Source organism: Anaerosalibacter sp. Marseille-P3206 (assembly GCF_900155565.1).
Classification (GTDB): domain Bacteria; phylum Bacillota; class Clostridia; order Tissierellales; family Sporanaerobacteraceae; genus FUHM01.
The window spans coordinates 1,196,007-1,210,030 of sequence record NZ_FUHM01000002.1 but is presented as its reverse complement, the minus strand read 5'-3'; the positions used below and the strand labels follow the sequence as shown (position 1 = coordinate 1,210,030).

The 14,024-nt window shown below is 25.5% G+C and carries 13 protein-coding genes; 11 read left to right on the top strand and 2 right to left on the bottom strand.

Features of this window, described 5'->3' with window-relative positions:
- Positions 1-66 precede the first annotated feature (66 nt).
- The 3 genes from BQ9840_RS07190 to BQ9840_RS07180 are packed head-to-tail and all read left to right on the top strand — an operon-like array spanning position 67 to position 3,292.
- Positions 67-267 (top strand): hypothetical protein, encoded by a 201-nt coding sequence (locus BQ9840_RS07190; RefSeq protein WP_077369146.1) that lies wholly within the window; start codon positions 67-69, stop codon positions 265-267.
- 22 nt (positions 268-289) lie between these two features.
- Positions 290-1,591 carry a S41 family peptidase gene (locus tag BQ9840_RS07185; protein ID WP_077369145.1) on the top strand — a complete coding sequence of 434 codons (1,302 nt, stop codon included), beginning with the start codon at positions 290-292 and terminating at the stop codon, positions 1,589-1,591.
- A 36-nt stretch (positions 1,592-1,627) separates the two neighbouring features.
- Positions 1,628-3,292: an ABC transporter transmembrane domain-containing protein gene (locus tag BQ9840_RS07180; RefSeq protein ID WP_077369144.1), complete on the top strand. Its 1,665-nt coding sequence runs from the start codon at positions 1,628-1,630 to the stop codon at positions 3,290-3,292.
- 280 nt (positions 3,293-3,572) lie between these two features.
- Here the strand turns inward: BQ9840_RS07180 and BQ9840_RS07175 are convergent, their stop codons facing one another.
- Positions 3,573-4,286, bottom strand: a complete 714-nt coding sequence (locus tag BQ9840_RS07175) for a hypothetical protein (RefSeq protein ID WP_077369143.1) — start codon at positions 4,284-4,286, stop codon at positions 3,573-3,575.
- A gap of 481 nt (positions 4,287-4,767) precedes the next feature.
- Here BQ9840_RS07175 and BQ9840_RS07170 point away from each other — a divergent pair, with 481 nt between their 5' ends.
- The 3 genes from BQ9840_RS07170 (at position 4,768) to BQ9840_RS07160 (ending at position 8,231) form a co-directional block, all read left to right on the top strand.
- Positions 4,768-5,601 (top strand): SagB/ThcOx family dehydrogenase, encoded by an 834-nt coding sequence (locus BQ9840_RS07170; protein WP_077369142.1) that lies wholly within the window; start codon positions 4,768-4,770, stop codon positions 5,599-5,601.
- Positions 5,602-5,698: 97 nt separating this feature from the next.
- Positions 5,699-6,421, top strand: coding sequence for a CPBP family intramembrane glutamic endopeptidase (locus BQ9840_RS07165; protein ID WP_077369141.1), 723 nt, complete (start codon positions 5,699-5,701; stop codon positions 6,419-6,421).
- A 145-nt stretch (positions 6,422-6,566) separates the two neighbouring features.
- Complete coding sequence (locus BQ9840_RS07160; protein WP_077369140.1) at positions 6,567-8,231, top strand: ABC transporter transmembrane domain-containing protein; 1,665 nt, start codon at positions 6,567-6,569, stop codon at positions 8,229-8,231.
- A 279-nt stretch (positions 8,232-8,510) separates the two neighbouring features.
- Here the strand turns inward: BQ9840_RS07160 and BQ9840_RS07155 are convergent, their stop codons facing one another.
- The gene (locus BQ9840_RS07155) at positions 8,511-9,437 is read right to left on the bottom strand and encodes a helix-turn-helix domain-containing protein (RefSeq protein ID WP_077369139.1); all 927 of its coding nucleotides are present in this window, start codon (positions 9,435-9,437) and stop codon (positions 8,511-8,513) included.
- A 246-nt stretch (positions 9,438-9,683) separates the two neighbouring features.
- Between BQ9840_RS07155 and BQ9840_RS12510 the strand changes: the two genes are divergently transcribed.
- The 5 genes from BQ9840_RS12510 to BQ9840_RS07135 all read left to right on the top strand — a co-directional run bounded on the left by BQ9840_RS12510 (position 9,684) and on the right by BQ9840_RS07135 (position 14,008).
- On the top strand, positions 9,684-9,839 hold the full coding sequence (locus BQ9840_RS12510; RefSeq protein WP_159436102.1) for a hypothetical protein: 156 nt from the start codon (positions 9,684-9,686) through the stop codon (positions 9,837-9,839).
- Between the two features lie 52 nt (positions 9,840-9,891).
- Positions 9,892-10,851, top strand: coding sequence for a DUF2268 domain-containing protein (locus BQ9840_RS07150; protein WP_077369138.1), 960 nt, complete (start codon positions 9,892-9,894; stop codon positions 10,849-10,851).
- Between the two features lie 99 nt (positions 10,852-10,950).
- On the top strand, positions 10,951-12,021 hold the full coding sequence (locus tag BQ9840_RS07145; protein ID WP_077369137.1) for a hypothetical protein: 1,071 nt from the start codon (positions 10,951-10,953) through the stop codon (positions 12,019-12,021).
- A 13-nt stretch (positions 12,022-12,034) separates the two neighbouring features.
- Complete coding sequence (locus tag BQ9840_RS07140; protein WP_143254321.1) at positions 12,035-12,910, top strand: SagB/ThcOx family dehydrogenase; 876 nt, start codon at positions 12,035-12,037, stop codon at positions 12,908-12,910.
- Positions 12,911-13,249: 339 nt separating this feature from the next.
- A complete protein-coding gene (locus BQ9840_RS07135; RefSeq protein WP_159436101.1) occupies positions 13,250-14,008 on the top strand; it encodes a protein kinase domain-containing protein in 759 nt (252 codons plus the stop codon).
- Positions 14,009-14,024 lie beyond the last annotated feature (16 nt).

Sequence of the window (14,024 nt, the reverse complement as noted above, 5' to 3'; positions counted from 1 at the left end):
TTGTTTATTTTGGAATAGAATGTGCACATTCTAGATATAAACATCAAAACAGAAAGGGGGATAAAAGTGGAATACTTAATAAATGGTACTAGTTATGGACCTAATGATGTTTGTTTTGGTAAGTGTGACTGTAAAGGTCAGTATATAGAACCATGTATAAAAACATGTACAAAATGTGACCCTTGTGCATGCAAGGCAAATTTATGTGGTGCAGAAATTTGTTCACCAGTAAAAATACAGCCAGCAAGTAAAAAAATAGAGTTATAGATTATATGAAGGAGATGGCACAATGTTAAACAACAAAAAAATACTTATATGGGCTGTTGTTATAGTTCTACTAGGAATAGCAGTATATGTTTTAGTTTCAAGCAATATGGGGGAACTTAAAGATTTGACAGAGGAAGAAAAAATAGAAGATTTTAGGTATATGTATGATATCATGAAAGAGAACTATCCTCATTTTCATAGTATTGAAAAAATGTATGGATACGATTGGTTAGCTCATAAAGAGGAATTTGAAAAAGAAATAAGAGAGACTAAAGACAATATGGAATTTTTTCATACTCTAAATTCAATTTTGATGAATAAACTTCACGATCCACATACTGGAGTATTTGTTCCTACTGGCTATAAAGAATTTTTAGATACTATAAAACAATATAAGTTAGCGGATGAAATGTTCGGTTCTTATAAAAAAATGTTCAAAAGATCTGAAAACAAGTATAAAGACTGGGATGAAATATTTGCTAAAACTTGTTTAGATAACTATGTAAAAATAGATGATATAGAGACAAATATATATTCAAGAAATATTATAGATACTCAAATATTAGAACAAAATAAAATAGCTTATTTAAAAGTAAGTTCCTTTTCCATAGATTGTTCCTACGGACAAAAAATGTATAATAAAGAAAAAGAAGAAATAATTGATTTCTTAAAGAACGTGAAACATTATCCATATTTAATAATAGATATTTCAGGCAACGGAGGAGGAAGTAGCATATATTGGCTAGAAACAATAATAGCTCCACTGCTAAATCAAAAACTTAATGAAGTTAAATACGAAAATATTTGTATTGTTCGCGGAGGAGATTATTCAATGAAATATTTTGAAAAAGCACATCCGGATATACGAGAAAACAAAATAGAGAAATTGAAATGTTATAGTTCTATGCCCAAAGAGGTAAAAGAAAACTTCCAATATTATAGAATAGATAAAGTTGATAATAGTGTATTGCCAAGTAGGAATCCTATAGGATTTAGTGGGAAAATATTTTTGATAATTGATGAAAATGTATTTTCAGCAGCAGATGAATTTGCAATGTTTTGCAAGCAAAGTGGATTTGCTACATTGGTTGGATGTAATACTAAAGGGTCAGGGGGAAATGGTACTATGTTTATAGGCCTTCCAAATAGTGGGCTTATAGTCCGTGCTGAATTAGAGATGTTGTTAAATGAAGATGGGACTTCTCATTTTGAGACAGGAACAGTACCAGATATAGAAATAGAAAAAGATGATGTTGGAGATTACAATATAAAAGTAATGAAAGAAATAATCAATATGATTCATTCAGAAGAAACTGAGAAATAATTAGCATTCTAAAATTAGAGAAAGTAGCTGATTTATATGAAAATATTTAAATTTGTTAAAGAATATATATTTAAATATAAAATTCAATTATTCATATTTTTGATATTTTCTATTATTTCATGGATAATATCAATAGGACTACCTTATATAACAGGAAACTATATAGATTCGTTGATGAATTTTCAAAACAGACAAACCATAATTAATTTCACCATAAAAATACTTTTAATAGGAATAATAAGTATCATTTCATCATTTATAGTTAGTTATTCCTATGTGAAAGTTCAAACAAAATCTGGAATGGAACTGAACTTTAAAGCATTAGAGCATATAAGTAAAATGCCTATACTATATTTTAAAAATCTTGACAGTGCATATCTAAATCAAAGAATTAATTCAGATAGTAACACATTGATTTCTTTTGTATTGAGCAATTTTTTAGACATTCTGATTAATGCTTTGACCCTTATAATTGTATTCTATATTTCATTTAAAATAAACAGAAAATTAACCATGATATTGATACCCCTCATTCCCTTATACTTAGCCATATACTTCGTATTCAAAAAACCATTATTTAAATCTGGATATGAATTGAAAGAAAATCAAAACAAGTTCTTTTCAAAGATGAATGAACAACTTTACAATATAAATTTGATTAAACTGAACTCTACTTTTGAAGAATCTCAAAAACAGCTTAGGACAAGTTTTTCAACAATGTTTGAATCACTATTAAAATATACAAGAATATCATATATTTTTTCAAGCAGTGACTCCATGACCATGATAATATCTCAAATAATAATATTTTTCTTTGGAGGAATGGAGATAATAAATGGGAATTTAACCATAGGACAATTCACTATAATAATCAGCTACTTTTCCATGATAATGGGATGTATAAGCTATTATTTAAACTTAGGGAAATCCTATCAAGATGCACTAGTTTCATACAATAGATTAGAAGAAATATTAAATGAAACTAAAGAAATAAATGGGGACAAAAGAATAAACAGTATTGATACAATAGTCCTTAAAGAAGTTTGTTTTTCATATGATGATACTAATAATATCATAGATAATTTTAACTATACATTTAAAAAAGGCAATATTTATGGAATCATTGGACAAAATGGTACAGGGAAAAGTACCTTTATAAATTTAATACTTGGACTTTTCAACAATTATTATAAAGGAAATATCTATTACAATTCAATAGAATTAAAAAAATTAGATATGTATTATATTAGAAAAAGAATCATAGGAATTAGTGAACAAGAACCTGCATTAATTAATGACACAATTGGTAAAAATGTAACCTATGGAATAGATATATATAATTATGATGACATTGAAACTATACTGAAAAATTTAAATTTAGACATAAATAAATTTCAAGATGGATTAAATACAAACATACATGAAGCTGCAAACAACATATCTGGAGGGGAAAAACTAAAGATATCCTTGGCTAGAACATTTTTAAAAAATCCTGATATGATTATATTAGATGAGCCAACTTCAGCACTAGATTTTAAGAGTATAGAAAATTTAAAATCTATACTAAAGGAAATAAAGAAAGGTAAGATAATTATCATAGTTACTCATAATAAAGACATATTGGATATATCAGATGAAATCATTGATTTAAACTTAGTGCATAGTTTAAATTATGAAGTTAAGATTTCTAATACAATTTAAAAAGAGGAGCGTTAAATATGAAGAGAAAAAGAAATATGGAATAATATCAAAGAAAATCTTGATAATACAGATAGTGATTATCGTAGAAAAGTACTACATGGAGATAATAAAGAATTTCCATTTAAAGAATCATGCAATAAATAATGAAAAAAAAATAACTTAATGGTTAAAGTATTTATTGGTCTATACTAAGAATCTCAAAAACTACTTGAAAAAAGCACATGAATATCATATGTTATTTTCAAGTAGTTATTCCATAACCATGATAATATCTATGCTTTCAGCTAAAGTGTTTTTGCAGTTTTATACTAAAAAACTTCTTGCAGTTACTTATAATTTTATCTTTTAACTCTTTTTGTCCAAAGGCTTCACATAAAACTATAGATGTTTCAAGGGATTTTTTATATTCTATTTTATTCAATTTATATTCAGCAATTCCTTTACCATAGTATAGAATACTTAATCCATTAAAGCTTCCTGTTTTTTGACAAGCATCAATTCCAATATTAGAAAACTTCAATGCTTTTTCAAAGTCCCTATTTCTTCTGTAAACTCCAGCTAAGTTGTGACACAGTTTAGGATACATTTCATCATTAGGTTCCACTGAACTTATACAGAATTCCATTATTTCTTGATATTTGTCTTCATGTTTTAATCTATTTAATACAAAAGCCATATTCATAAGTATTCTTATTTCCATAGAGGAATATATAAATAAATTGTAATCTTCAAGAGAAAAATCAGGAGTAGTAATTTTAATTGCCTCAATTAATTTATTAAGAGATTTTTCATTATCATCATTATTTTTATATAAAATAATAGCATGCGTAAGTAAAATTAACTGTTCTATAAGCTTTTTATAAAATGAACTTTTGATATATTTAATACAAATATTTAATTCTTCAAGCTCAATATATAATGTATCAAATTCATCTCCATAAATTTTTCTTTCCAATCTATTTTTAACTTTATAAAAATAGTAATAATCATCCACTTATAGAGATATGCAAATATTATACCAAAAAATCCTACTTTAAAGTAGGTTGATTTATATACATTTATTATATAATATTATAAATAATAGGACAGGCAGGACATAGTTGGGAAATAAAGAAGAAATTATTAGTATTGATAATGATACGTACACTAATATCAGAAACTATGTTAAATTATAGACAACAGATATTTTAGCAGACTTAGAAAGATTAAATATTAATTCTGCTCAAATAACATTAGAAGGAACTGAAGATAGACATAATAAAAGATGTCTTTTGAAGGGTGGACAAGGTAAAATTAAATGAAGAGAAAGATGTCTATAAAAGATAAGGTAAAGTTATAATGATAAATTTAATAATGCTACTGATAAATCTATCAATGCAGTAGACATATATTATTTTAAGAAAATTTGAAACAATAAAGTCGATAAATAAGTTGAATATAAAATCTTTTGAAGACCATAAAATGGAGGAATAATTATGGAGAATTATTATGAATATTATAAATATTTTTTGGATGTTCCAATTTATAAATTATATCATGAAAATACTCAATTAAATTCTTTAAATAAAAGTACATTTTGTTATTTTATAAGTAGAGCATTGGAAGATTCGCAATTTATGGAAGAGAGTAAAGATGATAATTATAAAAGAAAATTTGGTAAGGAGACCATAAAATTAAAAGAACCAAATATAGAAGGTTTTAACAATGGAAAGCTTTTTGAAATATTAAATCAACGTAGAAGTGTGAGAAATTTTAAAAGTTCGACTATATCTGAACAAATATTTTCAAATTTTTTGTATTATTCAGTAGGTATTAGTGGAGAATATGTTGCTGATAATTATCATAGTGTATCTAAATTATTTCGTTATCCACTAGCTGGTGCAATAAATTCAATGTATATATATATTATCGTTAATTCAGTGGAAAATATAAGTAACGGTGTATATCTTTATTATCCTAATAATCATTCGATGATTTTAATTAAACGTAATTTTGAGTGTGTAGACTATGAGAATATAACATCTTCTGAAGAATTAGCAAAAAATTCTTTATTTTCAATTCATATTGCAGGAGATATGAGATTAAAAGGTTGGAAATATCAAGATCGTGGATATAGATTTTTAAATATTGAAGCGGGGCATATAGCCCAAAATATATATTTGGTTGCTACAGATATGGGATATGGAGCTGTTTCGTCAGGGGGATTTCTGGATGGTGATTTTTATGATTATATAGGTATAAGAAAAGATGAACAGTATTTATTATATGAGGTCTTTGTTGGAGTTCCTATTCAAAATGTTAACGAATAGTTGAGAATTTTACATTTAAAAACTGTTGAAAAAATAATTGTTAAATTCAAATAATTTATTATTAAAATAAATTTAGATTAAGAAAAGAGGGTTTAGAATGTCAATTATTTTGAAAATAATATCAATAATATTATTGACTTTTTCACGTAAAATAGTTGATTTAGTTTTGGATAAATTTTTAGGTGAAGAAACCGTTAAATATGATTATTGTTGTAGAAATCATTTTATTTGGTCTATACTAATAGTAGTATTAGCTATACTAACTAGGGAATTTACATATACATTCAAATTTCCAGTAGAATATAAGCAGTCTCTTAAGTGTGCTGTTATTTTTATAATATATATTATTTGGGGACTAAAATCTCCTTATTTGATACCAGAAGGTAGAAAAGTGCAAATATGGTCTAGTTTTTTTAATCCTATTGTTGAAGAATTGCTTTTTAGAGGAATAATTATAGGGATTATAATGTTGCCTAATAAGGGGAACGTTGGGTTCAATTCTATTTCGGAATTTATGTATAATTATGTACAAATTATTTCATCTATATTATTTATGCTATATCATTTACAGTATTTTGGATATAAACAAGTTAGGGGATCTGAATTAATAGATTCCTTAGCACATCTTTTCTTTGTTGGTATGATGTTAGGAGCAACAACTTTATTTTCTCAATCCATTATTTATGCTATTGTTCTTCACATTTTATTAAATTGGATCAATATTGCTTACAGAAATAAATATCAAAAAGCAACAATAAAGGACGGTAAATACATTATTGAATTATTAAAAAAAGAAAAAGAGAACCAAGAAAGAAGTTAATAATTCAGAAAATAGCAATTAGAACATAACAAATGTAAATTTTAATAGAAGATATTATGTTTTATTGATTAATTTTTATAGATCCCATATTGAAGGAAAATTCAAACAATTAGCATTCTAAAATTATAGAAAGTAGCTGATTTATATGAAAATATTTAAATTTGTTAAAGGATATATATTTAAATATAAAATTGAATTATTCATATTTTTGATATTTTCTATTATTTCATGGATAATATCAATAGGACTACCTTATATAACAGGAAACTATATAGATTCGTTGATGAATTTTCAAAACAGACAAACCATAATTAATTTCACCATAAAAATACTTTTAATAGGAATAATAAGTATCATTTCATCATTTATAGTTAGTTATTCCTATGTGAAAGTTCAAACAAAATCTGGAATGGAACTGAACTTTAAAGCATTAGAGCATATAAGTAAAATGCCTATACTATATTTTAAAAATCTTGACAGTGCATATCTAAATCAAAGAATTAATTCAGATAGTAACACATTGATTTCTTTTGTATTGAGCAATTTTTTGGACATTCTGATTAATGCTTTGACCCTTATAATTGTATTCTATATTTCATTTAAAATAAACAGAAAATTAACCATGATATTGATACTCCTCATTCCCTTATACTTAGCCATATACTTCGTATTCAAAAAACCATTATTTAAATCTGGATATGAATTGAAAGAAAATCAAAACAAGTTCTTTTCAAAGATGAATGAACAACTTTACAATATAAATTTGATTAAACTGAACTCTACTTTTGAAGAATCTCAAAAACAGCTTAGGACAAGTTTTTCAACAATGTTTGAATCACTATTAAAATATACAAGAATATCATATATTTTTTCAAGCAGTGACTCCATGACCATGATAATATCTCAAATAATAATATTTTTCTTTGGAGGAATGGAGATAATAAATGGGAATTTAACCATAGGACAATTCACTATAATAATCAGCTACTTTTCCATGATAATGGGATGTATAAGCTATTATTTAAACTTAGGGAAATCCTATCAAGATGCACTAGTTTCATACAATAGATTAGAAGAAATATTAAATGAAACTAAAGAAATAAATGGGGACAAAAGAATAAACAGTATTGATACAATAGTCCTTAAAGAAGTTTGTTTTTCATATGATGATACTAATAATATCATAGATAATTTTAACTATACATTTAAAAAAGGCAATATTTATGGAATCATTGGACAAAATGGTACAGGGAAAAGTACCTTTATAAATTTAATACTTGGACTTTTCAACAATTATTATAAAGGAAATATCTATTACAATTCAATAGAATTAAAAAAATTAGATATGTATCATATTAGAAAAAGAATCATAGGAATTAGTGAACAAGAACCTGCGTTAATTAATGACACAATTGGTAAAAATGTAACCTATGGAATAGATATATATAATTATGACGATATTGAAGAAGTACTAAAAGGTTTAAACTTAGACATAAATAAATTTCAAGATGGATTAAATACAAACATACATGAAGCTGCAAACAACATATCTGGAGGGGAAAAACTAAAGATATCCTTGGCTAGAACATTTTTAAAAAATCCTGATATGATTATATTAGATGAGCCAACTTCAGCACTAGATTTTAAGAGTATAGAAAATTTAAAATCTATACTAAAGGAAATAAAGAAAGGTAAGATAATTATCATAGTTACTCACAATAAAGACATATTGGATATATCAGATGAAATCATTGATTTAAACTTAGTGCATAGTTTAAATTATGAAGTTAAGATTTCTAATACAATTTAAAAAGAAGAGCGTTAAATATGAAGAGAAAAAGAAATATGGAATAATATCAAAGAAAATCTTGATAATACAGATAGTGATTATCGTAGAAAAGTACTACATGGAGATAATAAAGAATTTCCATTTAAAGAATCATGCAATAAATAATGAAAAAAAATAACTTAATGGTTAAAGTATTTATTGGTCTATACTAAGAATCTCAAAAACTACTTGAAAAAAGCACATGAATATCATATGTTATTTTCAAGTAGTTATTCCATAACCATGATAATATCTATGCTTTCAGCTAAAGTGTTTTTGCAGTTTTATACTAAAAAACTTCTTGCAGTTACTTATAATTTTATCTTTTAACTCTTTTTGTCCAAAGGCTTCACATAAAACTATAGATGTTTCAAGGGATTTTTTATATTCTATTTTATTCAATTTATATTCAGCAATTCCTTTACCATAGTATAGAATACTTAATCCATTAAAGCTTCCTGTTTTTTGACAAGCATCAATTCCAATATTAGAAAACTTCAATGCTTTTTCAAAGTCCCTATTTCTTCTGTAAACTCCAGCTAAGTTGTGACACAGTTTAGGATACATTTCATCATTAGGTTCCACTGAACTTATACAGAATTCCATTATTTCTTGATATTTGTCTTCATGTTTTAATCTATTTAATACAAAAGCCATATTCATAAGTATTCTTATTTCCATAGAGGAATATATAAATAAATTGTAATCTTCAAGAGAAAAATCAGGAGTAGTAATTTTAATTGCCTCAATTAATTTATTAAGAGATTTTTCATTATCATCATTATTTTTATATAAAATAATAGCATGCGTAAGTAAAATTAACTGTTCTATAAGCCTTTTATAAAATGAACTTTTGATATATTTAATACAAGTATTTAATTCTTCAAGTTCAATATATAATGTATCAAATTCATCCCCATCAAATTTTCTTTCCAATCTATTTTTAATTTTATAAAAATAGTAATAATCATCCACTCTATATTTCAGAAATATAGCATTTAAATCTTGTTTATATATGGGGGATAAGAATTCTAGAGTTTCAAATTTTGGTATAACCTTACCAAGTTCAATCCTTCTAATAGTTTCAGAATTTACGCCAGACAATTTCGAAACATCATCCAAGGTAAGAGCCAATTCACCCCTTATTTTTCGCAATGTTTTACCAAAAGAAATAAGATTAAAATTCATAAAAACACTTCCTATAAAATATATGTAAATAATGCAACCCAAAAACCTACTTTAAAGTAGGTTGATTTATATACATTTATTATATAATGTTTTAAATAATAGGACAAGTAGGAGGGGTTGGAAAATAAAGAAGAAATTATTAGTATTGATAATGATACGTACACTAATATCAGAAACTATGTTAAATTATAGACAATCTGTCAAATATGTGGTTCAAGATGATGATTTCGAGGCATCTCATATATAATGCGTAGGGTAGAGTATAGTCCAAGAAAAATGGGTTCTATTGATGATGACATATTATTAGACAAAAAGGGATTTGGAATAAGTGCAACACCTCTTGATAACAAGAAAAATCATCCTATTTATAAAATTATAAGAATTCTTCTTCCTTTTCCTTAAACAATTATTATAAAAAGGAAGTTATAAAAATTAAAAAAGGGGAGTGTTAAGTATGAAGAAAAAAAGAATTATAGCATTATTACTTATTGCTGTTATGACATCCGTTATAGTTGGATGTGAAAAGCAAACTTCAAAATTAGAAACATCTAAAGAAGATAATAAACCTGAATTCAAAGTAGTACTTATAGACAAAGAGCTAAAAGAATACATTGAAAAAGCTAGAAAAAATGAGGATGATATAGATAAATTATATAAAAAAACTGTGTATAACCCAATATTAAGCAATAAAAATTTTAATTTTAAAGATTATTTTAGTCATAGACCAATCATAAGTTTAGATAGATTAGAATCAAAATTAGATGTTTTAATCCAAGAAGATGTCGAAAATTTTTCAAAAGATATATTAGAAGAGTGTAACAAATTTTTGCCAGGTGTAGATATGACAGTATATATTTTTCCGTATGAGCCTGAAGAAGAAGGTGGTTTTTTTAAGGCAAATTCAAGGGGAGCAATGGGATTTGCTTATTTAGAAAATGGAAACATTATATTATCTATAGATCCTACATTTGAAAAATGGAAGATATATCTTCCACATGTTATAGCTCATGAATATCATCATATCGTATGGGCAAATGGTAATTTAGAAGAAATGGATGATACTTTGATAGAGGATATACTGTTGGAAGGACGTGCCGACTCATTTGCAGATTTAGTTTTTCCAGACAATAAAATAATACCACCAATACCTCCAATTGAAATAGATAGAGAAAAAGAAATATGGAATAATATCAAAGAAAATCTTGATAATACAGATAGTGATTATTCTAAAAAAGTACTACATGGAGACAATAAAGAATTTCCATTAGCAGCTGGTTATACAATAGGATACAATATAGTTCAAGAATTTATAAAAAACAATCCAGAAGTTAGCATTGAAGAATGGACTAATATGAGAGCAATGGATATGTTAAAAAAGAGTGGATATATAGAGAAAATGGAGAATATAAAATAAGTATAATATCAAAGATATATGTGGAGGAAGTTGTGAAAGAATATTTATATATTAATAATCGATTTATTATGTGAATTCATTGAAAAATTGGAGGAGAAAATGATTGAAATCAATGATATTGTTAAATTTTCTGATTATAAAGATATATATCTTGAATCAAAGGATTGTTTTGTTTATCAAACGCAAAGTAAAAAATACAATATCAAAGGTACTAACGTAGAAAAATATATATCGCCAATATTTTATAAAATGTTTCAACCAAATTTTGTTTCTGATTTATTAGAATATGTGAAAGATAAATTTAAAAACGAAGAAGATGTAGAAATTGTTGGAGATGATTTTTTAGGTATTCTATTTAAATTATATAAATTTGGTTTAATTGAATTGTTGGAAAAAGGTAAATCATCAACAAAAAACAAAACAATTGCAGATAATTTTAAGGTGTTCAATGTTAATCAAAAGGTTATGAATGATATATTAAAATTTAAAACTATAACAATAGTTAATTTTTTGAATTTGGAAGATATTAAACCTCTAATAGCTGAATTAAAAGAAATTCCATTTAAAAATATTAATTTAATTAATTTTCATGTTGATATAGAAAATATAGCAGAAGAGAACTTATGTACTTCAAGCAATCAAAGACTTAAAATCACTTATCAAAAGTACTCAAATATATTAAATTTTATTGATAACCTATTACCCAGCAATCTTTTAATTACATTACAGTCAGCTAAAAACATAGAATTTAATTCTTTTATAAATAAATATAGTATTCGGTTTAACATACCATGGTTAAATTGTGTAATTAATGATACAAATATAGAAATTGGTCCACTTGTTGTCTGTGATAAAACAGCTTGTTATGATTGTTATAAATACTTGAATCAAGAGCAAGAAGAAGTAAATTTTAAATATTGTGGAAATAATATTAAATCTACTATAAAAACATACCAAGTTTATCGAAAATCAAATCTGTATATTGCATTTGGATATATATTAGACGAAATATTAAAGTTATTTTGTTATGAAAACATACATTCTACGCCAATAACAGTCAATAACATTATTACTATGAATGGTTTAAATCTGTCCTATGCAATAAAACCTATTTTGAAAAATCCAAATTGTAAAACTTGTGGGCATGGGGTATTAAAAATTGGCAATTAAAGGAGAATTGATTATGGAAAACGTTAATATTCAAAAAAAAACCTTCAAAGAAAAAAGTACCTTTAAAAAAATGAATAAAATTCCATTATATGAATTATTTCATAGAAATTCTGAGATTAATTCCTTAAATGCATATAATTTTAGTGATATAATTTCAAAGGCTCTTTCAGATAAGGATTTTATAAATGAATGTTTAACTACAAAATCTTTACATAAGGGAAAAGAAACAATAGAACTTCCATCTCCCAATTCACAGTTAACCACATTAAATTTATTTGATGTTATATCTAAAAGACGGAGTGTAAGAAACTTTAGCAAAGAGCCTATAACTCTTGAAGAGTTATCAACTATATTATTTTATAGTAGTGGTGTGACAGGTGAGTATTCTGAAACTAAGGACAAGCCACATATGTATTTATTTGCCCATCCATCTGCTGGCGGATTAATGCCTTTATCCTCATATGTTTTTGTTAGTAATGTAAAAGACATAGATTCAGGGATCTACTATTATGATCCAATAAGGCATTTTCTAAAAGTAATAAAAAAGGATTTTCAATCGAATGATTTCAAAGAAATAACTCTTTCGTTTAACTTGAGTGAACAGGCTGCTTTTGTTGTCTATATCTTAGGGACAATTAGTCTTATGGGATATAAATATGGTGATAGGGGTTATAGATTCATGCTTTTGGAGGCTGGTCATTTAGCGCAAAACTTATATTTGGTTTCAACAGCTATAGGAGCAGGTGCAGTTGCTTCTGGAGGTTTTTTGGATGGTGAAATTATTGATATATTAGATTTAGATAAAGCTGATACATTTGTGTTATATGAAGTAATAATTGGAAAACCTAATACTGAAACAGATTACAGATTTATGCCCCAGACTTTTTAAATTATATATTCTTAAAAAAGTGGGGAACTGGGAAACAATTAGCATTCTAAAATTATAGAAAGTAGCTGATTTATATGAAAATATTTAAATTTGTTAAAGGATATATATTTAAATATAAAATTGAATTATTCATATTTTTGATATTTTCTATTATTTCATGGATAATATCAATAGGACTACCTTATATAACAGGAAACTATTACAAAAGGCATGAAGAAAAGTTCATATATTTTATCGGACAAACGTTATTTAGATTCAAATATTTATTATCGATATTGAGCATTTAAGCAAATTAAATATAGAAATATGTTATGTATTAAGACGCCAGAAGGTGAATTAATGGAAGATAAAAGAGTACCATATTATGTACAACCACCATTTGTTAAAGATCCATTTAAAGAGATTAATATTGTTAAAAACAGTGAAGATAATAAAAACTCAAAATTACAAAAATATTCACTTAAATCAGCATTTAAGTTTTCTACTTGTGGGGGAATTTATTTTGGAAAAGAAAAAGAATCCAATAAAAATGTTGTCATAAAAGAAGGTAGATATTCAATTGGTTTTGATAGTGAAGGAAGAGATATAATTGAAAGGTTAGAAAATGAATATAATAATTTGAACAGATTAAAAGATATAGATGGTGTTGTAAAACCAATTGAATTTTTTTCTGAGTGGGAAAATTCTTATTTGGTTGAAGAATATGTAGAAGGGTTAACATTGCAGTCGTGGGCAGCTACTTATTATCCTTTTTATAATAATGAAAGTTGTGAATATTATTTAAAAAGAGTTGAAAAAATTTATGACAATTTAGAAAATATAATTCAAAATATTCACAAAAAAGGTATTGGTATTGGAGATTTACAATTAAGTAATTGTATAATAAATAGTAATGATGAAATAACAATTATTGATTTAGAAACGGCAGGATCATTGTATGATAAAAACATAGGAATTAAAACAATTGGATTTTCTAATAATTTAAATGATTCAAGAAAAGAACGTGACAAAAAATCTTTATTATCAATTTTAAAAAGTTTATTGTTACCAATTGGACCGGTAGAAGAATTAGATAATGGAAGTTGTGAATATCAATAGCAATGGATTTATAATC

Excerpts from the sequence above, each read along its gene's own strand:
- BQ9840_RS07135 (WP_159436101.1), top strand. The coding sequence starts at position 13,250 with ATGGAAGATAAAAGAGTACCATATTATGTACAACCACCATTTGTTAAA.
- BQ9840_RS07155 (WP_077369139.1), bottom strand. The coding sequence starts at position 9,437 with ATGAATTTTAATCTTATTTCTTTTGGTAAAACATTGCGAAAAATAAGG.
- BQ9840_RS07180 (WP_077369144.1), top strand. The coding sequence starts at position 1,628 with ATGAAAATATTTAAATTTGTTAAAGAATATATATTTAAATATAAAATT.
- BQ9840_RS07140 (WP_143254321.1), top strand. The coding sequence starts at position 12,035 with ATGGAAAACGTTAATATTCAAAAAAAAACCTTCAAAGAAAAAAGTACC.
- BQ9840_RS07150 (WP_077369138.1), top strand. The coding sequence starts at position 9,892 with ATGAAGAAAAAAAGAATTATAGCATTATTACTTATTGCTGTTATGACA.
- BQ9840_RS12510 (WP_159436102.1), top strand. The coding sequence starts at position 9,684 with ATGCGTAGGGTAGAGTATAGTCCAAGAAAAATGGGTTCTATTGATGAT.
- BQ9840_RS07185 (WP_077369145.1), top strand. The coding sequence starts at position 290 with ATGTTAAACAACAAAAAAATACTTATATGGGCTGTTGTTATAGTTCTA.
- BQ9840_RS07145 (WP_077369137.1), top strand. The coding sequence starts at position 10,951 with ATGATTGAAATCAATGATATTGTTAAATTTTCTGATTATAAAGATATA.
- BQ9840_RS07170 (WP_077369142.1), top strand. The coding sequence starts at position 4,768 with ATGGAGAATTATTATGAATATTATAAATATTTTTTGGATGTTCCAATT.
- BQ9840_RS07160 (WP_077369140.1), top strand. The coding sequence starts at position 6,567 with ATGAAAATATTTAAATTTGTTAAAGGATATATATTTAAATATAAAATT.
- BQ9840_RS07165 (WP_077369141.1), top strand. The coding sequence starts at position 5,699 with ATGTCAATTATTTTGAAAATAATATCAATAATATTATTGACTTTTTCA.